The organism is Methylophilus sp. 'Pure River' (genome assembly GCF_046765995.1).
Lineage (GTDB): Bacteria > Pseudomonadota > Gammaproteobacteria > Burkholderiales > Methylophilaceae > Methylophilus.
Window position 1 is genome coordinate 183,430 of the sequence record NZ_JBKOUE010000003.1, and the last position, 24,343, is coordinate 207,772.

The window sequence follows — 24,343 nt, forward strand, 5'->3', positions numbered from 1 at the left end:
AGGTATCGGGTGGAAAAATCGCTCTGCCAGCTAGTGATAAACCAAGGTAGAACAATCACTTAAAGCATTCAAACCACTCACAGCAATACCTTCTAAAATTCTGGCATGCCAATTGCTTGCCTGACATTAAATCTCGTTTATTGACGACGAAAAATTTTTAACAAGGACATTTCCGCAGTCAGGAAATCCCTTTATGGACAACGGCGTCCATAGCTTATTTACATGCTGCCAAGGGTGGTTGCTAGATAAGCTATGGGCGCCTTTTTTCGTTTTTAAGCCTGGTAAATATTGAGTTAAACCGCAACGCATGTATCCATATGCTTGCATCAGATGGGGAACACACGATGAATCAACTTACCCGCGTAGTAGTTGTCGGCAACGGCATGGTGGGACATTATTTTATGCAGGAACTGGTGAAACGCCATCCAGACCTGTTAGCCGCAAACCTGCAAGTCACCGTCTTGGGTGAAGAACCACGCCCGGCGTATGATCGTGTGCACCTCTCCAGTTTTTTCTCAGGCAGCTCCGCTGAAGACTTATCCTTAGTCGAGCCTGGCTTTTATGACCGCCCTGGCCTGGAATTACGCCTGAATGCGCGCGTTGGCCATATTGACCGCCACCAGCATACCGTCACGCTGACAGACAACACCGTCCTGCCATACGACAAGCTGGTACTGGCCACCGGCTCTTTCCCATTTGTGCCTTCCGTCGCTGGCCGTGATCGCGAAAACTGCTTTGTCTATCGCACCATTGAAGACCTGGAAGCAATGACAGCCGCAGGCAAAACCGCTAAGAGCGGCGTAGTCGTCGGCGGCGGCCTGCTGGGCCTGGAGTGTGCCAAAGCCTTGAAAGACATGGGCCTGGATACCCACGTGGTGGAATTTGCGCCACGCCTGATGGCGGTACAAGTAGACGAAGCTGGCGGCAAAGTGCTACGCAGCAAGATCGAGGAACTAGGCGTACACGTGCACACCAGTCGCAACACAACAGCCATTGTGGATGGTGCAACGGCACGTCACCGCATGGTATTTTTTGATGAAACCTGGCTGGAAACTGACATGATCGTGTTCTCTGCCGGTATCCGCCCACGCGATGAACTGGCACGTGACGCTGGCCTGGCCATAGGCGCCCGCGGCGGCATCGCCATTGATGATTTCTCCCGCTCCAGTGACCACGATATTTATGCCATCGGCGAATGCGCCAGCTGGCACGACGAAATGTATGGCTTGGTCGCGCCAGGGTATGACATGGCGCGTACTGCGTGTGCGCACTTGTCAGGTGAAACCACCTCCACTTTCCAAGGTGCTGACATGAGCACCAAGCTCAAACTGATGGGCGTGGATGTCGCCAGTGTTGGTGACGCCCATGGTAAAACCCATGGTTGCCGCAGCTACCAGTACACGGATGAAGTACGCAATATCTACAAAAAAATCGTCGTCAGCGAAGATGGCAAAAAACTGCTGGGCGCGGTGCTGATCGGTAATGCCGATGAATATGGCACGCTGCAACAGATGACGGTCAACGAAATGGCCTTGCCGGAAAATCCTGAGTTCCTGATTTTGCCAGCCAGCGATGGTAAAGAAAAACCTGGCCTGGGCGTAGATGCCTTGCCTGACACGGCGGTGCTCTGCTCCTGTAACAACGTCAGCAAAGGCGCGATTGGTGAGGCCGTGGCGGCGGGTAATTGCAGCATAGGTGCCATCAAGTCCTGCACCAAAGCGGGTACGGCTTGTGGTGGCTGCGTGCCACTGGTCACGCAAGTGATGAAGGCGCAGATGGTGAAACTGGGCATGACCGTCAACAACCACCTGTGCGAACACTTCCCTTACTCGCGCCAGGAGCTATACCACCTGGTGCGCGTTGAGCAGATTAAAACCTTTGGCGAGCTGTTGCACAAGCATGGCAAAGGCATGGGTTGCGATATCTGCAAACCGACCGCGGCCAGTATCCTCGCCTCTTGCTGGAACGACTTTATCCTCAAGAAAGACCTGGCCTCACTGCAAGACTCGAACGACTACTTTTTGGGCAATATCCAGAAAGATGGCAGTTACTCCGTTGTCCCGCGTATGCCGGGTGGCGAGGTCACGCCTGATGGCCTGATTGCCATTGGCCAGATTGCAAAAAAATACAATTTGTATACCAAGGTCACTGGCGGTGCCCGTGTCGATATGTTCGGTGCCCGCGTTGAGCAATTACCTAATATCTGGGAAGAACTTATCGCCGCTGGTTTTGAGTCTGGCCATGCTTATGGCAAATCATTGCGCACCGTAAAAAGCTGCGTCGGTTCTACCTGGTGCCGTTATGGCGTGGACGACAGTGTCGGCCTCGCCGTGCAGTTGGAGAACCGTTACAAAGGCCTGCGCGCCCCGCACAAAATCAAGTTTGGCGTTTCTGGTTGTACGCGTGAATGTGCCGAAGCCCAAGGTAAGGACGTCGGTTTGATCGCTACTGAGAATGGCTGGAACCTGTATGTATGCGGTAACGGCGGCATGAAACCGCGCCACGCCGAGCTCATCGCCAGCGATCTGACCAAAGAAGAAGCGATCCGCATGATAGACCGCTTCCTGATGTTCTACATCCGCACCGCCGACCGCCTGCAACGCACCAGCACCTGGCGTGACAATATGGAAGGCGGCCTGGACTACCTGCGCGACGTGGTGATCCATGACTCGCTGGGCCTGGGCGCCGAGCTGGAAGCACAGATGCAGCACGTGGTGGACAACTACCAGGATGAATGGAAAACCGCCGTCAATGACCCTGAAGTGCGCAAACGCTTCCGTAGCTTCGTCAATAGCCAAGCAGGGGACAGCAACATCGTCTTCGTGAACGAACGCGAACAGATGCGTCCTGCCACCGTAGAGGAAAAGAGAAGCGCAAAAGTGATTCCTATCCTCGCCACCACAGAATAATCAATGGAGTCACAGATGAGTCAAGTACAACAAGCAGCATCAGAGGCTGCTATCAATCAAATCACGGGCGATGTAGGCGCCTGGCACCTGGTGTGCGCGCTAGAAGACATCTGGCCGAATATGGGCGTATGCGCCCTGCTCGAAGGCCGTCAGGTTGCCATTTTCCGCCTCCAGGATAACCAGCTCTACGCCATGGATAACTATGATCCGCACAGCGACGCCAACGTGCTCTCTCGTGGCATCGTCGGCGACTTGGGCGGAGAACGTGTAGTCGCCTCCCCTATCTACAAGCATCACTACCAGTTGCGCACTGGTGTTTGTATAGAGGATGCCAGCATCAGCCTCAAGACTTACCCGGTAGAACTGCGCGATGGCGCAGTCTGGGTGCAGGTCTAGGTCACATCGGGGTCCGGGTCTATGGTCACGCAGGTAAAATCAGTCTGTCCTTATTGCGGTGTCGGTTGCGGCATTGTGATGGAAGTAGAAAACCATAAAGTAATCAAGGTCTATGGCGACAAGCAGCATCCGACCAACTTTGGCCGCCTATGCACCAAAGGCAATACCTGCGCACAAGCGATTGCTGACTCTGGCCGCTTGGAATATGCCTATGTGCGCCCGGCACGCGGGCAAGAATCTGTGCGCACCGGGCTGGATATTGCCATCAAGGAAACCGCCCGCCGCCTGCGCGCCATTTTGGACCAACATGGCCCGGATGCGATTGCCCTGTATGTTTCAGGTCAGATGTCGATAGAATCGCAGTACCTGGCTAACAAGCTGGTTAAAGGTTATCTCGGCAGCAACAATATTGAATCCAACTCACGCCTGTGCATGGCCAGCGCAGGCAGTGGCTATAAATTATCGCTGGGCGCAGATGGTCCACCAGGCTCTTACCAGGACTTTGACCAGACGGATTTGTTCTTCGTCATTGGTGCCAATATGGCCGATTGCCACCCGATTTTATTCCTGCGCATGATGGACAGGGTGAAAGCCGGGGCGAAATTGATTGTGGTAGATCCACGCCGCAACACCACCGCTGACAAAGCAAACCTGTTTATGCAGATCAAGCCAGGCACCGACTTAGCCTTACTCAATGGCCTGTTGCATCTGCTGGTCAAAAATGGCCACACCGACGCCGCATTTATTGCCGAATTCACCGAAGGCTGGGAAGTCATGCCAGACTTTCTGGAAGCATATTCGCCAGCAAAAGTCGCCGACATCACAGGCCTCGATGAACACGCACTCCGCCAGGCCGCGGAGTGGATAGGCACCAGCAAAAACTGGATCAGTTGCTGGACCATGGGGCTTAACCAAAGCACGCATGGCACCTGGAACACCAATGCCATTTGTAATCTGCACCTGGCGACCGGCGCCATCTGCCGCCCTGGCAGCGGCCCATTCTCTCTCACCGGGCAACCTAACGCCATGGGCGGGCGCGAGATGGGCTATATGGGCCCGGGGCTGCCAGGCCAGCGCTCGGTGCTGGTCGAACAGGATCGCCAGTTTATCGAAAACCTGTGGCAGGTGCCCGAAGGCACGCTGCACACCCGTCTGGGTGGCGGCACCGTAGCCATGTTTGAGCAAATGATGGCTGGCGACATCAAAGCTTGCTGGGTGATTTGCACCAACCCGGTCGCCAGCATGGCTAATCGTAAAAATGTGATTGCAGGCCTGGAAAAAGCCGAACTGGTGATTGCGCAGGATGCCTTCCTGGATACCGAAACCAATCGCTATGCCGACATTTTGCTGCCTGGTGCCCTATGGGCCGAAGCAGAAGGCGTGATGATTAACTCAGAACGCAATATGACCTTGATGCAGCATGCCGTGAACCCGCCGGGTGAAGCCATGGCGGACTGGCAGATTATTGCCAAAGTCGCTTGCGAAATGGGCTTTAGCGAGGGCTTTAACTACGCCTCTGCTGCCGAGGTATTTGAAGAAATCACGCGCGCCTCTAACCTGAAAACCGGTTATGACATCCGCGGTGTAAGCCATGACAAGTTACGCCAGCAACCCCTGCAATGGCCATGTGCGCCAGACAACACAGAAGATCGCCATCCGATTCGCTATCTCAACGACGGCATCAGCCAGAAGCTGACCATTCGCGAAAATGGCAGCCAACCGCGCATTGCGTTTGCCACCGCCAGCGGCAAAGGCGTGTTTTTTGCCCGCCCGCATATGGATCCGGCAGAACTGCCTGACCCGGACTATCCCTTTGTATTGAATACCGGCCGCCTGCAACACCAATGGCATACCATGACCAAAACCGGCAAGATTGCCACATTAAACAAACTCAACCCTGGCCCGTTTGTAGAGCTGCACCCCGAAGATGCTGCTGCGTTGGGCATACAAGACAAAGACCAGGTCGAGATTCGCTCGCGGCGTGGCCGTGCAATATTACCGGCCGTGGTGACCGACCGCGTGCGTGCAGGTAACTGCTTTGCGCCTTTTCACTGGAACGATGTCTTCGGTGATGACCTCACCATTAATGCCGTCACCAGTGATGCCATAGACTCCATCTCGCAACAACCCGAATTCAAATTCTGCGCCGTCGCCATGACACGCGTCGCGCCCGCTCAGCGCCCCGTTAGCCAGGCAGACGATGCGCACATCACAGTCACCAGCACAGGTGACTCGACAAAGAATAACAAGGAACTCAATATGAAAGATATCGACGCTTTAGCCAGGTTGCTGGGGCTAGATAAGCAACCGGAAATTATTCTGGATGCGCAGGAACAACTTTACTTGCAAGGATTTGTCACCGGCTTGCGTACCGAAGAATCGCGGCAGTTGGGTGGCGTGCCCACGCTACCGGAAAATGCACCGCTCACTCCGGCCAAACATATGTTGATTAACGGTATTCTGGCAGGCTTGTTTGCACGTAGCTGGCTGCCAGAGGGCGCTAGCCTGCCTGCAGGCTTGCCAGATTTTTCGACAACGCAAACAAGTGCCACCGCCACAGTCACGATTCTTTGGGCCTCACAGACAGGCAATGCCGAAGGCTTTGCCGAAAAATGTGCCGAGCGTATCAAAGCCAGCGGCCTCAAGGCTGTAGTCAAAACGATGGACAGCATCAATCTGGCAGACCTGGCCATGACCAGCCAAGTGCTCCTGCTTGCCAGCACCTTTGGCGATGGCGACCCTCCGGATAATGGCAGCCAGTTCTGGCAGGCAATTCAAGCAGACAATGCACCAGCCCTACAGAATACGCAGTTCTCGGTACTGGCCTTTGGCGACTCCAACTACGATCAATTCTGCGGCTTTGGCCGCAAACTGGATGCACGACTCGAAGCGCTGGGTGCACAACGCCTGAGCGATCGTGTGGACTGTGAGCCGGACTTTGAACAACCAGCCAACGAATGGCTGGGCAAAGTGATGACTGCCTTAGCCAATAGTGCCGCCAGCGTGGCGCAACCTGCCATGGCACTGGCAGGCGATGTGGATGAAGCCGTGGCAGAAACGGTCGTAGCAACGCCTTCAGGCTATACCCGCCAGCATCCCCTCAAAGCACCATTAGTCATTAACCAGCGCCTCAATGCCAACGGTGCAGAGAAAGAAATACGCCAGTTTGGCTTTGACCTGAGCAATAGTGGCTTTAGCTATGAAGCGGGCGATGCACTCGGCGTCTGGCCCACCAACTGCCCCGAACTGGTAGGCGACATGCTGAATGCGCTCAAACTCTCCCCCTCCACCATGGTGAGCGTCAAAGATCACGGCGACATCGCTTTAGTCGATGCACTATCGCATCACTTTGAGATTGCCCGCATCACGACTGACCTGCTCAAATTTGTGCAAGCACGCAGTGCTAGCACCACGCTTGCCAGTTTGATGGCCGACGAAAAAACCCTCAAAGACTGGCTATGGGGTAAACAAATTATCGACGTATTACAGTCATATCCGATCAAGGTAGAAGCAAGCGAATGGCTGGCAGTGTTAAAACGCCTGCAACCACGCCTTTACTCCATTTCGTCCAGCCCGAAAACGCATCCTAACCAGGTGCACCTGACTGTTTCCACCGTGCGTTACGGCAAAGACAACGCGCGTGGCGGCGTATGCTCCACCTTTATGGCCGACCGTGCTGGCGATATTAATGTGCCTATCTTTTTGCAACGCTCTGCACATTTCCGCCCACCAAAAAACCCGGATGCACCATTGATTATGGTCGGCCCCGGCACCGGCATCGCGCCATTTATCGCCTTTTTGCAAGAGCGCCAGGCCACCGCAGCGCCCGGTAAAAACTGGCTGTTTTTTGGTGAGCAGCACGCTGCCACAGACTTTTACTACCGCGAAGAATTAGAGACATTACAACAAGCAGGCGTGTTAACCTGCCTGGATACCGCCTTCTCTCGCGACCAGGCTGACAAGATTTATGTGCAACACCGCATGCTGGAGCAAGGCGAGCAGCTATGGCAATGGCTGCAACAAGGTGCGCACTTTTGCGTGTGCGGCGATGCCAGCCGTATGGCAAAAGATGTGGATGCTGCCTTGAAAAATATTATTCAAATTCACGGCAAGATGACGGCAGAAGCTGCGGCTGACTATGTGGCCAAGATGGCGCAGGACAAGCGCTATGTGCGGGATGTTTACTAACAGCCTCTATCACAGAATTTCTGACACAGCTTGGAAGCTGTCAACGCATCGAACTCATAATCCGTTGGTGCTGTGTTCGACTCACAGAGGGGCCACCAATAGAAACAAAGGGTTACGTAAAATCGTAACCCTTTTTTATTTTTTAGTAGCCGTATAGTAGCCTAGAAATGTATCAACTCTTTTAAATTTTCTCCGAAAAATATCTAGTGTCGACTAACTGTAATACGGTTCAGAAAAGCTTCGATCTCTGAAGTGTCCATGAAGTTAGGATGGCGTTTTTGTTGAAAAAAGATAAACCGTTTAATCCAATGAATTTATGCCTCTTTAGCTCTGAAGCGGGAATGTCAGCGACGGGAAACTGTTGAGACCAAATCAAATAAGCAGAGCAGTTTGCTTACAGAAATAGAGTGCCCCCACAATTTTAGCTCCTATGGTGGTGGTAAAAAAGACATTAGTTTACAATCGGTAAAGCAGTGCTGCTGCTGTCTCTATATTAATAATTTAATAAGGAGGCGTATAAACAACAACACGAAGAAGGGGCAAGGGGTTGCAGTCATGCATGTCCAATATTAATTCATAATATAGAGACCCATGGGACTCTATCATTACTCATAGCCCCCCATAATGAAAGGTTAAGATTGGAACCGTTCGGTACAATTTTAGGAGCTTTAGGTTCAATAGCCTCCTTAGTTTCCTTAGTCGCGCTCTGGAAAACAAACAAACCATGGTTGTTACGTGGTTTATTACTGCTTGTATTTTTTTTAACTGCTCTTTCATCTTTCTTCTCATTTAAGTATTTCACAATCACTCAACCAGAAGCAGTGCGGAAAGCTAAGCAAGTTGAACTGAAATCAGCCGCACAGGCATTTCTAAAACATAACCCTATCCAGCCATCATATTGGGAGCCAGGGCAAAATGAAGGGATTATAAAAAGTGGTCTAATAATTCTTGAATTACATAAAGATCTATTTCCAGATTCATATTCAAAAATTCGTGAAGATATAAAGGCTGATATTGAATTTTCTCAACAACATAGAGACAACTATAACAACAGAGCAGCTATGGATGCTGCTGCAAAAAATATACTCACCATTTTCAAGGCATTAGCTGGTGAAGACTAACCTCTCATTCAAGCGAGACGCGCTAACGCTCGCACCTTACTCAAACGTTAGACGTTCCGGATTTTTATGCCCATCTTCATAAGTTACTCGCATAGCAACAAAGAGTTTGTTGATAAACTTGCGATCCAGCTCGTGCGTAACAACGTTAACGTTTGGATGGATCGCTGGGAGCTGTCACTCGGAGACTCGATCGTTGATCGAGTGCAAGAGGCGATCGATGGAGCCAGCGCTCTGCTTGTGATTCTGTCAAAAGCCTCCATCGCGTCCACTTGGTGCAACAAGGAATTAAGTGCTGGATTTTTACGCGAGCTAGAGGAGCGTCGTGTTGTTGTGCTTCCTGTAATGCTCGAAGACTGTGATCTTCCTGTATTTGCACGTGGAAAACTATTTGCCGACTTTCGGGGGAGCTTTGACGATGGGCTCAGAGTTGTTCTTGAAGGGATTGCAAAGGTTACAAATCCCCACCTAAATAGATCCAAAGGCCCAACCTTCCATACTGACTGGTCAGTTGACTGGGGGGATATCGAAGGGCTTACATCGTTGACAATGACATTCGTGGAGCAATTGGAAGGTCAGCCATATACGTGTTTCACCTACATCGACGTCTTGGCCGATGAATCAGCAACCAACGTCCATCTTGCTATCTTTCGCGAGCATGGAGAGCATGTTGCCAAACGCCGACTTCTAGAAGTTTTGTGCAAGTACGCTGACTCAAACGAGGATATCAGGCCAATTCTTGTGGACGAGAAGCCATTTCAGAAAACATTCACAGTTGAAGCTAGCCCTGGGAATCTATCGCTTCGCATTATCGCGCGCCGGCTTGGTGAAGACACGGGAAGAAATATTCTTATAAACACTTCCAGCCTCATCCGAGACGTATTCCGCCATTACAGCGAGGTGACAAAGAATGTCTAACCATTCCGCCGAGAGGAACCACCTACAAGCTGCGCTTTGGGCTTACCTTAACGGCTTTCCGGTGCGGCGGCCCCTCAAGTCAAACGTTAGATTCTTCTTAATCACTGTTTAATGGGGCGAGCATATGAACGAAAACACAAAACAAAAAATAGGCGCTGGATTCTTAACATTACCAGTCTTGAGAGATTTGCTACTCATTCTGTTTATTGCCATCGTTACGTGGAAGCTAATTAACGCTCACATTCAAGTTGACTTCGCAAAGTTCTCGTTCTCGGAACTCCTTGCAATGATTCTTGCCCTCTTTTCAATCTGGTTGTCAGTCGCCTTCTACTTCAAGGCTGGCGAAACAAGCAATCAGTTCTACGATAACTCTTACAAGTTCACAAAGGAAATGTCTGAGGTACTTGGAAGAATTGAAGCTGGCTTCGGAGAGAGATTGCGTCACCTTGACGAAGGCTATTCGGGTGTTAGGGATAGGCTTGACCGCATGCCGCATTACGGCGCATCGAAAGACATGGAGGTAAAGAAGGAAGAGGCTGAAGTCAAAAAGCACGAAGAGGAACAAAAGAAGCTCTTGGAAAACCTGGCCACTAGAGCGCAACTAGCCGAAGGTGAAAAGAAAGAAATATTTGCTCGCCTCGCTGAAACGAATGAGGAATTAGAACAAGCCAGAATGGAACTTAGGAGACTACAGCACAACGATGGCATTTCACTTGAAGAACGAGAGCTAAGGCGATCGTTGTTTAGATATATTAGTGAGAAAATTCGACAAGCCATGCCACCAAACGTTGATCAAAAGTCATCGCAGGCATCCATTTTACGAGTCTTTCGAAGTATTCGTGATGATATCCATAGAGACGCAATTCGTGATTTGGAGCGTTTTGATTATCTTAATGAGAATGGCGATTTGACACGTGATGCTATTATGCGCATTCGCATGGAAATGAAACGAATCTAACCCATAATTCAAGCGGGACCCGCTAAAGCGCTCCGCTTATGTCAAACGTTATGTTTTATCGGAGCCCTTCGCGCATGTCGATTAATCAAGCCGAGCGAGCCTATCGAGCATGGCCCATTCTTACCCAGCGAGCGATTGAAGGAAAAACCATCACCTATGGGGAACTGGGCACCATTCTTGGCGTCCACCATCGAGCGATACGATATGTACTGAGCTTGATCCAAGATTACTGCCTTGAAGAAAAGCTACCTCCGCTGACTATTCTCATAGTCAACCAAGGTGGTAAACCTGGCACAGGCTTCATTGCTTATGACGTAGACAAGTTGGAGGAAGGGGAGGCTCTTGTTCGTTCTTACAACTGGAACGTCATCCTCAATCCATTCGCCTTCGCTTCTGATGGAACGACATATGAGGAAATCGTTACCGAACTAGCTGGCAACCCCAGTAGCGCTGCCGACATCATGAGTATGGTCAAGACGCGAGGCATCGCACAGTCCCTTTTTAGAGACGCACTGCTCAGGGCGTATCAATATCGCTGTGCTTTCACTGACATATCTTTCCCGTCTGTACTCGAGGCTTGTCACATCGTCCCGTGGGCAACTTGTAAGCCAGAGGAAAGGCTAGACGTTCGAAATGGATTGTTGCTGAACAGCGTGCATCACAAGTTATTTGACGAAGGGCTTGTTACAGTAACGAATGACTACAGAATTTGGTACATCGATCCCGAGTTGAAAGACGGCCCCTACACGGAGTACGACCTTCTGCTGTCGGCAAACCTTCACGGGAAAGTGATGAGGATGCCTGTCTCAAGCATTATGCGCCCTGTCCAAGAGTATCTTGAGAGAAGTCACCAGCTATACGAATGGCAGCAGCATCTACCAAAATAAAACATAACCTTACGGTCCACCGGACGCTGCTCTATAAAGCCGCGCAGCGAGGATAACCTTCACGTTAAAATGCCACTCCGTACAGTTATTGACAGTACTCCAAGTAAGAGCCCGTAGACATCATTGTGAGACAGCTACATTTGACGTCTATACACTCGCGACTCTCTATTCAGTCTGATATCTCATGAAAAAACATTAAAACCCGCAAAATAAAAAACACCTCTGAATTTGAGGTGTTTTTTGAACAATAAATCATACTTATGATGATTTATTCAGTGCAATTAAAACCGACTGCAACACTCCCGGAAACTTCTGCTCAATCTCCGCGAGCCTGAGCGCATTCATGTGCTCTGTGCCTTCAATCAAGGTTTCGACTAATCCGGCTGCGCGCAGGATTTTAAAGTGATGCGACATGCTGGATTTAGGGCGATTCAGGTCCAGTTCGCCGCAGGTGAGTTTGCGGCCAGCATTCGCCAAACGGCCGACAATCTCCAGGCGTGTCGGGTCAGACAGGGCATACATAATGTCTGTGAGCTCCACCTGATCCATATTGGGATGTTTAATTTGCCGCATATGTAAAATTTATCACAACGCTTGATATTATTCCATAGTTCGATTATATTCGAACTATGGAATTTAATAACTGAGATGCAAACAGTCATGAACAAAGAACCATCGTCACAAGGTATTCCCCTCGCCTTATATGCATTAATGGCAGGGGCGTTCGGCATAGGCACCACAGAGTTTGTGATTATGGGCTTGTTGCCAGAAGTGAGCCGCGACTTGCAGGTCAGCATCCCCATGGCTGGCTTGTTGATCAGCGGTTATGCGCTGGGCGTGGCGGTCGGCGCGCCCATCATGTCCATCCTCATGGCCAAATTTTCGCGCAAGCGTTCGTTATTGTGGCTGATGGCCATTTTCACGCTGGGTAATTTGATCTGCGCGGTGGCGCCTGATTACACCACGCTGATGATTGCACGCGTGGTGACTTCGTTTGCGCATGGCACCTTTTTTGGCATAGGCGCAGTGGTCGCCACCAGCCTGGTGCCTAAAGATAAACGCGCGCTAGCAATTGCATTAATGTTTACCGGCCTGACGGTCGCCAATGTGGTTGGCGTGCCTGTGGGGACCTGGTTAGGCCAATTACTGGGCTGGCGATCAACCTTTTGGGCGGTGACCATGATAGGTCCGTTGGCGTTGGCCGCCATCTATTTTCTGGTGCCCAGTGACCATCATGCAGAAAAAGTGGCAGTTAAGTCTGAGATCAATGCCTTATTGCAACCGCAGGTCATTGCCGGGTTACTGCTGACCATTATTGCAGACACCGGCTTGTTCGCCATCCTCACTTATGTCGCACCGATTTTGACCGATGTGGCTCATTTTTCACCCACTGCCATCTCCCCCGTATTTTTATTGTTTGGGGTAGGCATGGTGATTGGCAATATTATTGGCGCCAAACTAGCGGACATCAACCTCGATAAAACACTGATAGGTGCGTTGATGTTTATCATCGCCACCTTGGCCTCGTTCTCGCTGTTTTCGCATAACCAGATTGCCGTCGTCAGCCTGGTGGGCTTACTCGGCATTGCGGGCTTTGCGATGGTGCCGTCATTACAGATAAAAATCCTCGAAAAAGCCAGCGGCGCACCTACCCTCGCCTCCGCCATGAACATTGGTGCCTTCAATGTGGGTAATGCCGCCGGTGCCTGGGTCGGGGGGCTGGTTATTTCCTCAGGATTAGGACTCACCTCGATAGGCTGGATTGCCGCCTGCATTGTATTTGTCGGACTCGTATTGGCGGTGGTCGAACTGCGACTGGTTGCAAGCCGCCCTCATTCAACACCTGCGTAAACACCTAATCATCAAAGGACCATCATGGCTGACTTATTTTCAAGCTATCAATTAAAAGATGTCACTCTCAGAAACCGCATTGCGATTCCACCTATGTGCCAATACATGGCCGAAGACGGCGTGGTGAATGACTGGCATTTGGCGCATTACACCACCCTCGCCCGTGGCGGCAGCGGCTTGGTGATTGTAGAAGCCACTGGCGTCGCGCCAGAAGGCCGTATTACACCGGGCTGCCTGGGCATATGGAATGATGCACAAGCTGAAAAACTGCGTGAAATTGCGGCGGCGATTAAAGCGGCTGGTGCAGTGCCCGGCATCCAGATTGCGCATGCAGGCCGCAAAGCCAGTGCCAACAAACCGTGGGAAGGCGATGACCATATCAAAGAAGGCGATGCGCGTGCCTGGCAACCTATTGCACCTTCGGCCATTGCGTTTGGTGGTGACTTGCCACGCGTGCCAACAGAAATGACGATTGCAGATATTCAACGCGTAAAAAATGATTTTGTTACCGCGGCCAAACGCGCGCTGGATGCTGGTTTCGAGTGGCTGGAAATCCACTTTGCGCACGGCTACCTCGGGCAAAGTTTTACCTCAGCACACTCCAACCACCGCACCGATAGTTACGGCGGCAGTTTTGAGAACCGCTCGCGCTTTACCATTGAAACCCTGGAAGCCATCCGCGAAGTGTGGCCAGAGAACTTGCCACTCACTGCCAGGTTCGGCGTCATTGAATATGATGGCAAAGATGAAGAAACCTTAAGTGAGTCAATTCAACTGGTGAAAGCCTGGAAACAACGTGGCCTGGATATGCTGAGCGTCAGTGTAGGCTTTACCATTCCGCAGACCAATATTCCCTGGGGCCCTGCATTCCTTGGACCAATCGCGCAACAAGTCAGAAATGAAGCCGGCATTCCAGTATCGTCTGCCTGGGGGTTTGGTGCACCAACACTTGCGGATAATGCCATTCGCCAGGAACAACTAGACTTGGCCATGATAGGCCGTGCGCATCTTGAGAATCCGCACTGGCCTTACTTTGCGGCAAAAGCGTTGCATCAGGAAAATCCAGCCTGGGTGCTGCCAGCGCCTTATGCACATTGGCTGTCACGTTACAGAAGCCCTACTCAGGAATAATCAACCGCGTTCCCCGATAAACCTGCCAGCTGGCAGGTTTATTTTTTGTATCTTCTGCCAACACATCATGGCCCATACATTTGTGCAAATCATGGCTCTGTAGCTCCCTCCCCCCGTTCTCTAATATTCATCTTGTCGTTCAGATGTATCACTTCAAACAAATCAAGGAGAGCACACATGAAAGCAGTTGTATTTGGCGGTAGAGGATTAATCGGCAGCAAGGTCGTTGAAACATTAAAAGCACAAGGACATGCAGCCGTTGCCGTTTCACGCGATCAAGGCATAGATGCAGTCTCAGGCCAGGGACTTGAAGCCGTCCTGCAAGGTGCAGACGTGATTATTGACGCCATGGACTCACCCAGTTTTGAAGATCACATTGCCAAAAAATTCTTTGAAACCAGCACCCGTAATATTATTGCCGTGGCCTCTGGAAAAGCCATCAAACATTACATTGCACTATCAGTGGTTGGTACGCACAACCTGCAAATCTCCGGTTATTTCCAGGGCAAACTGCAGCAGGAAAACCTGATCAAAGCTTCTGGCATTCCTTACACCATTGCCCGCGCCACGCAGTTTTTCGAGTTTGCCAAATTTATTGCACAAGCCGCAACTGAAGATAACATCGTGCGTTTGCCTTCAGCAAGAATGCAGCCGATTGCTGCCATTGATGTCGCACAAGCGATTGCCAATATTGCGGCGAGCACACCGTATAACGCCATTGTCGATATTGCCGGCCCGGAACAAATTGCCATGAGTGAATTTGCCCGCAAAACACTGGCAGCCGAGCAGGATGTCCGCAATGTCGTCACTGATGAAAGCGCACTTTATGTGCAAACCTTTCCCGTCGATGACAGCACCTTAACGCCAGGCCTGAACCCGGTAATACTGGGTAGTCTCACCTTTGATCACTGGCTGAGCAACCCAGCCAGAACTTACAAATAAGTAACCAATATTATTGATTGAAAGGACGCACATGATGACACTGACTCAAACATTACTGTTTTCCATTGCCTTATTCACCACGACGACTGCTGCGATTGCGCACGAAGGTAGCCATGACCACCCGGATCTGACCATGATCATGAATAAAGACCTGGCTAATATTCCTGGCAAAGAAGTGATCATGCTCACCGTGAATTACAAACCTGGTGAGGTTGAAACGCCGCACAAACATGAAGCACATGCCTTTGTATATGTACTGGAAGGTGAAATCGTCATGGCGGTCAAAGGCGGCAAAGAGCTCATCTTAAGTCCAGGACAGAGTTTTTATGAAGGTCCTGAAGATATCCATACTGTTGGCCGCAATGCCAGCAAAACCAAGCCGGCAAAATTCCTGGTATTGCTATTGAAAGATAAGAACAAGGCACCTGTACTACCTCTTGAATAATGCCGCCTGTATGCCAGGTACGACCTTGGTACCCGGCATGAATACTCACAATACCTCGATAAATAAGGACTAAGGATAGACAACATGAGAGTCATGCATGTAGATGCTAGCCCCAAACGCGTGGGCTCAACCTCAAAACTGTTGTCTGCCTACTTTATTGCGCAGTTGCAAAAAGGCATGACTGATCTGGAGGTCGATTACATCGACACCTCCATTCAAACACCACCCCATCTTACTCATGACTTTATCGAGGCGATGTATACACCGGCTACGCTTAGAAGTCGCGCCATGCAGGCGACCTTATCCTACTCGGATAACCTTTGTGCGCGCTTACTGATGTCCGACATGCTGGTATTTGCCATGCCCATGTATAACTTTTCCATGCCATCCAGCTTCAAGGCATTGATAGACAACCTGGTCAGGCCCGACCTGACTTTCTGTATTAATAAAGATGGGAGTACCAGTGGCAAGCTGACACACCAACGAATGCTATTCATTACGACACGCGGGGCAGATTTTAGAGTTGGCATCAGTCCATGGTCAAACATGGATGCACTGACACCAGCCTTAAAATCCTCTTTTTCATTTATGGGGGGAGATGCACCGATCTTTGTCGATGTGCAACCCCTGGACAATCACAACCCAATTGAGCGTCATGAAGTATTAGCGCAAGCCTATCTGAAACTGGATGCAATTGCATTGCAGTGGATAGCAAATTCTCGGTATGTGCTACCTGCCTGAACCTGTAAGCAAACTGTTTTTGAGTTTCAATGCTGTCTCCTCTGCCACCTTCTTGCTCGTAACATTAGTAAAACCAATGAGCAGGCCATTGTAGTCAGCACGCTCGGTCCATGGCGAAATCGGGTGGATACCGTAACCTAGTTTATTAAAGTTCGTGCACGCCTCGGTATCCGTATATTTCTTTTCCAGCGACACCACAAAGTGCATGCCGTTTTTATGCGAGCTGATTTGAATATGATCTTCCAGCACGTTCAACAACGCCTGACTGGCCACTTCACGCCGATGAGCATACAGTTCGCGCATTTTCTTTAGGTGCCGGGAAAAATACCCTTCTGTGATAAAGTCAGTCACGACCATTTGCGACGTCAGTGAAAAACCGCGATGATAAATAAACGCCTTTTCCCGGCAGGTATCGACCAGGCTTTGTGGCACAACGACATAACCAATCTTCAAGGCGGGAAAAAGGGTTTTGCTAAAACTGCCAGCGTAAATCACCCTATCATACTGATCGAGGCTTTTCAGTGAAGGCAACGGATAGCCGGAATACCGGAACTCACCATCATAGTCATCTTCAATAATCCAGGCATTGTGACTACTCGCCCATTCCAGCAACTCCATCCTGCGTGTGGCTGATAATGGCAGCCCTAACGGACTATGATGCGAAGGCGTTACGATCGCCAGTTTGGCATTCGGGCATTTCTCTATCCCGGCGGAAACAATCATCCCTTCATCATCAATCGGCACCCGGATAATATTGGCACCAACATCCTTCAGGAGCATGGAAGCCAAGATATAACCCGGATCTTCCATCCAGACATCATGATCGTGCAGTTTAAGCACCTTACTCATGAAGTCCAGTGCGCCCTGGTAGCCATTGGTGATAAATATCTGACCCGGCTCTGCCACCACGCCTCGCGCCACCCGCAAGTAAGCTGCAATCGATTGTCGTAATGGCTCATAGCCCTGCGGGTCTTTCAAGCGCATCTCCGCAACTGACAGGCCGCGTGTGCGACTGCCACTCAACCGTGCCCAAATTTTCTTGGGAAAAGCATCAAATGCCGGGCATCCAGGCAAATACACCGGTGAAACGGCTTTGGTTATTTCGACATCTGCTGGCAATAATGAGGGCAGTGGTGTTGGTAAAATAGTCCTCAGCTTTTTTGGCGGACTGGTTTTTAGCAGATTGGAAACATAAGTGCCGGATTGGCCTCGAGAGACAAAAATGCCCTCTCCCAGTAACATTTCATAAGCACTTTCAACCGTGCCCCTTGCTACATTCAACTCGCTGGCCAGAGTACGCGTCGAAGGGACGCGGTCACCATCCTTGAGCAAGCAGCTTTCAATCGCCTGTTTAAAGCGAGCATAAATCTGCAGATGTATCGGTTGCGTTTCCGATGCATCAAGCGTGATTGTTTTTTTGGGCGGCGCATCCATCAATCAGCCATATCCGCTATAAACATTCATTCATTGGCATATCCTAAGCATACACTTGCGCGTGGATACTTTTGACTTTTGGCGATTTCTCCGTGACAAAAAACATCGGTAAAAACCATTATCCATCATAACCCATTAATTTTAAGCGGTTCAGCTCACTGCTATTTTCAGCACTGTGGCACTCCAGCACAGCCAGATCACCCTCTTTAAAATTAAGCTTGTCCATCGAGTTAATGTTTTTGGCAAATTGGGCATTCAACTCGCCGCACCTCTTATTGCGGCTATTGACATACTGCAGATACTCTTTTTTCCTGAGTTCGGCCGCGGATGAACCATCATTCATCAGTTTGGTATACACGTTTCTCAAACGGAGTTCGGAAATGCTCCACAAACTGAAAGCAACCGTCTCATTGTTAATACTGGGTTCTGCGGCAGAAGTTTCTACCGTGACAATCTCACGCCTGGGTTCAAGTATGGTCTCTGTCGTTTGCACGGGAGGCGGCGGACTCTCAACCTCCAAGGAAGCTGCCTTTGCCGGCGCTGTTGACTCTCCCTGTTGCGAAGGCGTGATCAAGGCAGGCGCAGCGTTAATATCCAACTCCTCCTCAATGGAAGGTAGTTCTACCTGCTGTTCGGATGTTGTTAAGCTGTCTACCACCGCCGCAGGCTCAACGATTGGCGGCAATACCACATCTTTCCAGTTGACGACCATCCATACTAAAACAGCCAACCCTATCGTATAGAACAGGAAGGTCACATATAAACTCCATTTCTCATGACCTATGTGACTACTACCGCAGTTGGGACAGTGAGCCGTTTCAACGTCATCTGAGGGATACCAGACCTGCCCGCACGATGCACAAACCTGCTGGGGTGAAAGAAAAATACTCATCCTATTCGCTTTATTAGTTAGTGGATTGATGAATGACATACAGTTTTAATGTGCGTTCATTTTGATTAAAGCGTTTGTTTTTTCACTGGTTCACTTTCACACCCGTCTGATTTATTTGACTCAGCCGACAGATTCAATTCCCCGGCAGCATACATTTGCCATTTACCTGTCTCCAACCTCTCACTCAGCTAACTTTCTTGAAATACACAAAACCCAGTCATGATTTTGAATCTATGCCAATTTATTGAACATGTCTGATGGGGGGAAGAAAGGTGTCAACGTTAACGCCCCTGCTAATGAAAATCATTATCACATTTTCATGACATTCACAATTACATTTACGCCAAACATAGTAAATGTTGGTTAAATACCACGTATTTTAGTGGGGTATCTATTGCTTTTAATTTTGCAAGTTCGATACTGTAATCATTGTATTTCCGTGAATAGTTATCCAGGTAATTATTTTCACGATAGCCCAAATGGGTACTTGGCGACTAAAAAACAATACGTAAAATACAATCATGAAATACGCAATAGATCTTGTATTTCATGTGACAAAAAATATCTTTTCGGGAGATGATGATGAGCGCAATCGTTAAATTTATGAAGGATGAAGATGGCGTCGTCGCCATCGAGTATGTCATTATTGCTGCGGCACTGGTCGGTGTACTGGCTGCCGTATTTTCTGGGATGGGTACCACTCTGACCACCAAGCTGCAGGCCATTGTGAACAGTATCACCACCTAGACTCAGCAAGCGTATCGGGTTCAGCCTATGATATCCATTAAAACCTCTTACCCCACTGGTGAGAGGTTTTTTTGTTTCTGAACATGACAAGTTACGCAGTGCTTGAATTATGGTTATTGGCCGGTGTATTGATTTACGCCTGTTACACCGACCTGCGATTTCGCAAAGTGTATAACACACTGATTGTATTTGGCCTGATAAGCGGTTTGGGACTATGGCTATTAAATGCCAGCGCATCAGGCGCGATGCAATGGTTACAAGGTGTGGGGTTAGCGTTCATGTGCTTTATGCCACTTTATTTGCTGAAAGGCATGGCAGCAGGCGATGTCAAGCTTGCCATGGTAATCGGTGGCATTGTAGGTTCGGCGGCATGGATGCCAGTTGCGGTGTGTATCTATCTAGTTGGTGGAGTGTTGGCGATGGGAGTGGTGTTAATGCAAAAACGGGGCATGCAACTCATCAGAAATGTGAATGCACTGCTGTTTTTCAGGTTACACCATACGCCTATCCAGCTAGATATGGAGGATGAGACAGATGGCATCAACAGTGTAGGCAGAATGCCGTACGCACTGGCGATTGCGATAGGTACGTTGATGGGGGTGTACACACAGTATATGTAGTCTGGCATTCACGACCATTTCATTTGCAAGTTTTTTTCGAAAAAGAGAACAAAAATGAATATGCGTGCAATGACAATGTTGTTGTTTGCCTTGTTAGCAGCGATTGGAGCGGTCGTAGCGGCGTCCAAATGGTTGCAAACACGTTCGATGCAAACTGAAAAAGTAGTGGTGATGGTCAGCCCACTCAATATGGGTGAAAAAATCAATGTGGGGATGCTGAAACGCATCGATTGGCCCAAAACCAGTTTACCCGATGGCTTCTTTGGCGAGGTCGAGAAGCTAGATGGACGGGTAGTCAAATATAGCCTGCAAAATGGCGAGCCTGTGCTGGAGTCAAAACTGGCACCGGTGGGCTCTAAAGGCGGCTTATCTGCCGTGATCGCCGAAGGCAAACGCGCAATCACGGTCAAAGTCAACGAAGTGGTCGGCGTGGCTGGTTTTGCGCTGCCAGGCAATTACGTTGACATAATCGTCAATACCAATCAGGCCGAACGCAACGGCGATGAAGACAATATTTCCAAGATTGTACTCAAGCACATCCTCGTGCTAGCTGTTGGTGATGACGTCAATGCCAATGCCGACAAACCCAAAGTCGTCAATGCCGTCACCCTCGAAGTCACCCCAGAACAGGCAGAAATGATAGACCTGGCACGCAGTGTCGGCAATCTCTCCCTGGTATTACGCAATCAGGCCGACCCCGGCGATGTTGCTACCCAGGGTATCACTAAAGAAGCCTTGTTATCTTTGGTCCCGAAAAATACAGGGCCAGTGATGCCCGTGATCAACAAACCCAAGGCGAAAAAAATGATTGTTGCGGCAGCGGCGCCAATAGTGGTGACTAAGAAATGTACCAAGGTATTAACAGGGACGACTGAGTCACTTGAGTGTTTTTGACTCAAAAAGTAAGTGAACAATAACTCAAACAATATTGAAAACTTTAGGTTTTCAGAGGGGGTCGATCATGGATTTCTTCTCATTGAAGAGAACGCATATCGCATTTGATCACAAGTCAAAATATGCGTTGAAGTTGTCTCTACTGGCCGCGGCGCTCATCACTGCCACGTTGCCTTCCTTGTTGATTTCGGCCGAGAAAACCAAAGCGGCTGTCATTGAAACCAACGATTATATTGGCAATGGCGATGCCAACTGTGACGGCGAAATTGCCCACCCCACTACCATGCACCTGCCGCTGGGCAAGTCTACCCTAATGAGCCTGCCGGAGCCGCTGGCAACACGCAGTGTGGGCGACCCTGGCATCTTGCAAACTAAGCTGGTCTCATTAAAAACCCTGTATCTGCTTGGGGTGAATATAGGCACGACCAATATGATCATCAAAGGCAAGAGTGGCAAATGCACCTTTGTGGATGTGGTCGTCAATATGGATGCAGAGGGATTGCTGCAAACACTATCAGAATTACTGCCGGAAGAAAAAAACATCAAGGTCACTGCCGCCGCAGATTCGCTCATCGTCTGGGGCTCGGTGGAGGATGCACTGACAGCCAACCGGGTGATTGATATTGCACAGACCTTTGTCAGAAGAAGAACCATGCCGGTATTCGCCAGTGGCGACAACACCCAGATGCAAATGCAGATGCAGATGCAACAACAGCAACAATCACAGCAGCAGTTGAATAATCCGCTACTACAAGAGTTTGTGAATCCACGCATTGTAAACATGCTCACCGTCTCAGCCCAGCAACAGGTGATGCTGGAGGTGAAAGTAGCCGAAGTGTCGAAAACGCTGCTGGATAAACTAGGCGCCAGTATTGCCCTCAGTAAAACCTCAGGCAGTTGGACTTACACCTTGTTAGGTAACTTCCTGTCGACATCGGGCAGTGCCACCGGCGGCTCCATTGGTGGCTTCAAGTCAGCCAATAAAAACTTCACTCTCGATGCTGAAAAACGCGATGGCTTAATCAAGGTGCTGGCTGAGCCAACCATCATGGCCATTAGCGGCCAGGAAGGCAGTTTTCTGGCCGGTGGGCGTATTTTCATCCCTGTGGCGCAAAATGCCGGCGCGGGCAACACCATCACGCTGGAAGAAAAAGAGTTTGGTGTAGGCGTGAAATTCACTCCTACCGTACTGGCGGGTGGACGCATCAATCTACGCGTGGCACCAGAGGTCTCAGAGCTCAATCGTGAAGGCATAGGCGTGACTGCTACCGGGTTTAGTGGCACCGCCATTTTACCGGCCTTCACCACCAGAAAAGCCTCGACCACCGTACAACTTTTTGACGGACAAAGCTTCGCCATTGGTGGCTTAATCAAAAACAATACCACAGCCAATATCAAGGCTTTCCCGATTCTGGGAGAGATTCCGATCATCGGTGCATTATTCAGAAGCTCTGACTTTCAGAACGATAAAACCGAACTGGTATTTGTGGTCACACCGCACCTGGTGAAACCAGTGAACCCGGCAGACATTGACCTGCCTACCGGCCGCCATACAGACCCCAGCCGCAAAGAGTTTTTCCTGGGCGGCAAACTGGAAGGTAAACCGGACGGAGATACGCCAGCCAAGACCAACGCTGACGAAAAACAACCCGCAAAAAAAACTGATGAACCAAGCGCAGACAATGCGACTGGATACGATCTTAAATAGGATGCCAAAATGAAACCGCTAAATCTATATGTGTTGTTGGGAGTGGCCGTCGGTGTGTCAGCATGTCAAAGCACCATGCCACGATATGAACGCGAGTTTGGTGAAAGCGTCCGCAATACCCTGCAGGCGCAGATCATACACCCGACTGCCGCCAATAATCCTGACCCGGTGAATGGGCTGGATGGCCGTGCCGCGCGTGACTCGATTAATAGTTACCAGAAGTCGTTCTCCAAACCAGTGCCTCAACCCAGTGTATTTAATTTTGGGGTGGGTGGCACCAGTTCGAATAACGGCACAGGCAACCAGTAGACAGGGAGCGTATCCGCATCAGTTTCTGCCTATGGAGATTGATATGTTAATGACCAGACATTGCAAACAAAGTCAGCAGTCAGGTTCGATTGCACTGATAGTATTGCTGTTTTTGCCATTATTGCTGGTGATGGGCGGCCTGGGCGCGGACTTAGGCAAGCTGTATGTGACTAAATCCGAACTGCAAAATGCAGCAGACGCCTGCGCGCTGGCTGGCGCGGCACAATTTGATGGCCTGACTAATGAACAAACCAGGGCCTCCGGTGCCGGGCTGACTGTGGCGCAAAATAACCGTGCCTACTTCCAGAAAAATGTAATTGCCTCTGGCGAAGTGACGATTACCTTTCCCACATCATCCAATGGCGTCAATGGTAAATACGTACGTTGCAGCATTAGCCGTAGCGGCATCACCAATTGGATCACCCCCGTATTGAACCGCATTGGTGGTAGCGTCAATGCCGCCGAATCTGTCACTGCGGTAGCCACCGCCACCACCCTGCCGTCACAAACGGCCTGTGCCATTCCGATCGGCATTTGCCAGCCAGATGTGGCAGGCAAAAACCCGGGCGACTGGCTGGCCGGTGTCGCTTCGCCCAATAACGGCAATAAAGACACTACGCTCTCCGGCCATTTCCGCTGGGTAGATTTCACCAGTGGCGGTGGCGGTGCCAATGAGCTGGCAGATACCCTAAGTGGCCAACAGTCTACCGACTGTTCGGTCAAGGCATCCGCAGATCAATATATCGGCACGCCAGGGTACAAAGCCTCTTTGCGGGACGACTTTAATACCCGCTTTGGTATCAAGAAAAAAAATACGGCCTCTTCCGGGTATTTTCCAGACGTGAGCGGCAAAGGCTACTACAACCCAGCACAGACCAATCGCTATGTGGCCGACTTTGTGCCCAACGCTGTGCCTAACAATACCGCTTATAGCGATATTTCGGGCATCACTATCAGCAATGCATACGGTTATATGACTAGCACAGACCTCAAAGCATATGGCACTAACCGGCGGGTAGCCATTGCACCGGTGGTGGATTGCACAACAATGAAGCTCAAATCATTTGTTTGCGTGTTTTTGCTGCATCCGATGCCGACCACCAGCAGCGTCAACTTTAATATGTATATTGAATATCTAGGCAATGCATCTACCTCCGTCACGCCTTGCAGCAAGGCAGGCGGCTTGGTGGGTGGCGGCTCAGTGCTGGGGCCCAAGGTGGCGGCCTTGGTCGAGTGATGGCGGAATGGTGAAATC

22 protein-coding genes are annotated in these 24,343 nt (G+C 50.1%); 18 read left to right on the plus strand and 4 right to left on the minus strand.

Going from position 1 to position 24,343, the window contains the following annotated elements; translation table 11 throughout:
• Positions 1–344 precede the first annotated feature (344 nt).
• Genes nirB through ACIDE9_RS04635 form a run of 3 tightly spaced genes read left to right on the plus strand, consistent with a single transcriptional unit; the run spans position 345 to position 7,493 of the window.
• Complete coding sequence (nirB, locus tag ACIDE9_RS04625) at positions 345–2,909, plus strand: nitrite reductase large subunit NirB (protein WP_411993085.1); 2,565 nt, start codon at positions 345–347, stop codon at positions 2,907–2,909.
• A 15-nt stretch (positions 2,910–2,924) separates the two neighbouring features.
• Entirely contained in the window at positions 2,925–3,305 is a 381-nt protein-coding gene (gene nirD, locus ACIDE9_RS04630) for a nitrite reductase small subunit NirD (RefSeq protein ID WP_194754041.1), read from the plus strand.
• A gap of 21 nt (positions 3,306–3,326) precedes the next feature.
• Complete coding sequence (locus tag ACIDE9_RS04635; protein ID WP_411993087.1) at positions 3,327–7,493, plus strand: molybdopterin-dependent oxidoreductase; 4,167 nt, start codon at positions 3,327–3,329, stop codon at positions 7,491–7,493.
• Between the two features lie 203 nt (positions 7,494–7,696).
• On the opposite strand, the gene ACIDE9_RS04640 is transcribed toward ACIDE9_RS04635, so the two are convergent.
• Entirely contained in the window at positions 7,697–7,807 is a 111-nt protein-coding gene (locus ACIDE9_RS04640; protein ID WP_411993302.1) for a phage integrase N-terminal SAM-like domain-containing protein, read from the minus strand.
• A 324-nt stretch (positions 7,808–8,131) separates the two neighbouring features.
• Here ACIDE9_RS04640 and ACIDE9_RS04645 point away from each other — a divergent pair, with 324 nt between their 5' ends.
• The 4 genes from ACIDE9_RS04645 to ACIDE9_RS04660 all read left to right on the plus strand — a co-directional run bounded on the left by ACIDE9_RS04645 (position 8,132) and on the right by ACIDE9_RS04660 (position 11,374).
• Positions 8,132–8,614, plus strand: a complete 483-nt coding sequence (locus ACIDE9_RS04645; RefSeq protein ID WP_411993089.1) for a hypothetical protein — start codon at positions 8,132–8,134, stop codon at positions 8,612–8,614.
• Between the two features lie 66 nt (positions 8,615–8,680).
• Positions 8,681–9,529, plus strand: coding sequence for a toll/interleukin-1 receptor domain-containing protein (locus tag ACIDE9_RS04650; RefSeq protein WP_411993091.1), 849 nt, complete (start codon positions 8,681–8,683; stop codon positions 9,527–9,529).
• Positions 9,530–9,653: 124 nt separating this feature from the next.
• Entirely contained in the window at positions 9,654–10,487 is an 834-nt protein-coding gene (locus tag ACIDE9_RS04655) for a hypothetical protein (RefSeq protein WP_411993093.1), read from the plus strand.
• A gap of 74 nt (positions 10,488–10,561) precedes the next feature.
• Complete coding sequence (locus tag ACIDE9_RS04660; protein WP_411993094.1) at positions 10,562–11,374, plus strand: HNH endonuclease; 813 nt, start codon at positions 10,562–10,564, stop codon at positions 11,372–11,374.
• Positions 11,375–11,632: 258 nt separating this feature from the next.
• On the opposite strand, the gene ACIDE9_RS04665 is transcribed toward ACIDE9_RS04660, so the two are convergent.
• Entirely contained in the window at positions 11,633–11,947 is a 315-nt protein-coding gene (locus ACIDE9_RS04665; protein ID WP_411993096.1) for an ArsR/SmtB family transcription factor, read from the minus strand.
• 87 nt (positions 11,948–12,034) lie between these two features.
• Between ACIDE9_RS04665 and ACIDE9_RS04670 the strand changes: the two genes are divergently transcribed.
• From ACIDE9_RS04670 to ACIDE9_RS04690, 5 genes are all read left to right on the plus strand, one after another.
• The gene (locus tag ACIDE9_RS04670; protein ID WP_411993098.1) at positions 12,035–13,225 is read left to right on the plus strand and encodes an MFS transporter; all 1,191 of its coding nucleotides are present in this window, start codon (positions 12,035–12,037) and stop codon (positions 13,223–13,225) included.
• Positions 13,226–13,249: 24 nt separating this feature from the next.
• Positions 13,250–14,356 carry an NADH:flavin oxidoreductase/NADH oxidase gene (locus tag ACIDE9_RS04675; protein ID WP_411993100.1) on the plus strand — a complete coding sequence of 369 codons (1,107 nt, stop codon included), beginning with the start codon at positions 13,250–13,252 and terminating at the stop codon, positions 14,354–14,356.
• 177 nt (positions 14,357–14,533) lie between these two features.
• Positions 14,534–15,298 (plus strand): SDR family oxidoreductase, encoded by a 765-nt coding sequence (locus ACIDE9_RS04680; protein ID WP_411993102.1) that lies wholly within the window; start codon positions 14,534–14,536, stop codon positions 15,296–15,298.
• 31 nt (positions 15,299–15,329) lie between these two features.
• Positions 15,330–15,743, plus strand: coding sequence for a cupin domain-containing protein (locus tag ACIDE9_RS04685; protein WP_411993104.1), 414 nt, complete (start codon positions 15,330–15,332; stop codon positions 15,741–15,743).
• Between the two features lie 84 nt (positions 15,744–15,827).
• On the plus strand, positions 15,828–16,484 hold the full coding sequence (locus ACIDE9_RS04690) for an FMN-dependent NADH-azoreductase (protein ID WP_411993106.1): 657 nt from the start codon (positions 15,828–15,830) through the stop codon (positions 16,482–16,484).
• Here ACIDE9_RS04690 and ACIDE9_RS04695 read toward each other — a convergent pair.
• Together ACIDE9_RS04695 and ACIDE9_RS04700 are read right to left on the minus strand one after the other, a co-directional pair.
• The gene (locus tag ACIDE9_RS04695) at positions 16,473–17,918 is read right to left on the minus strand and encodes a PLP-dependent aminotransferase family protein (RefSeq protein WP_411993108.1); all 1,446 of its coding nucleotides are present in this window, start codon (positions 17,916–17,918) and stop codon (positions 16,473–16,475) included. The genes ACIDE9_RS04690 and ACIDE9_RS04695 overlap by 12 nt on opposite strands.
• A 118-nt stretch (positions 17,919–18,036) precedes the next feature.
• On the minus strand, positions 18,037–18,675 hold the full coding sequence (locus tag ACIDE9_RS04700) for a hypothetical protein (RefSeq protein ID WP_411993110.1): 639 nt from the start codon (positions 18,673–18,675) through the stop codon (positions 18,037–18,039).
• A gap of 717 nt (positions 18,676–19,392) precedes the next feature.
• On the opposite strand from ACIDE9_RS04700, the gene ACIDE9_RS04705 reads away from it, so the two are divergent.
• From ACIDE9_RS04705 to ACIDE9_RS04730, 6 genes are all read left to right on the plus strand, one after another.
• Positions 19,393–19,557, plus strand: a complete 165-nt coding sequence (locus tag ACIDE9_RS04705) for a Flp family type IVb pilin (protein WP_194754035.1) — start codon at positions 19,393–19,395, stop codon at positions 19,555–19,557.
• Between the two features lie 83 nt (positions 19,558–19,640).
• Positions 19,641–20,177 (plus strand): prepilin peptidase, encoded by a 537-nt coding sequence (locus ACIDE9_RS04710; RefSeq protein ID WP_411993112.1) that lies wholly within the window; start codon positions 19,641–19,643, stop codon positions 20,175–20,177.
• A 54-nt stretch (positions 20,178–20,231) separates the two neighbouring features.
• Positions 20,232–21,071 carry a Flp pilus assembly protein CpaB gene (cpaB, locus tag ACIDE9_RS04715; protein WP_411993114.1) on the plus strand — a complete coding sequence of 280 codons (840 nt, stop codon included), beginning with the start codon at positions 20,232–20,234 and terminating at the stop codon, positions 21,069–21,071.
• A 67-nt stretch (positions 21,072–21,138) separates the two neighbouring features.
• Positions 21,139–22,779: a type II and III secretion system protein family protein gene (locus tag ACIDE9_RS04720; RefSeq protein ID WP_411993116.1), complete on the plus strand. Its 1,641-nt coding sequence runs from the start codon at positions 21,139–21,141 to the stop codon at positions 22,777–22,779.
• A 9-nt stretch (positions 22,780–22,788) separates the two neighbouring features.
• Positions 22,789–23,088, plus strand: coding sequence for a hypothetical protein (locus ACIDE9_RS04725; RefSeq protein ID WP_411993118.1), 300 nt, complete (start codon positions 22,789–22,791; stop codon positions 23,086–23,088).
• A gap of 43 nt (positions 23,089–23,131) precedes the next feature.
• A complete protein-coding gene (locus ACIDE9_RS04730) occupies positions 23,132–24,325 on the plus strand; it encodes a pilus assembly protein TadG-related protein (protein WP_411993120.1) in 1,194 nt (397 codons plus the stop codon).
• The last annotated feature ends 18 nt before the right edge of the window (positions 24,326–24,343 follow it).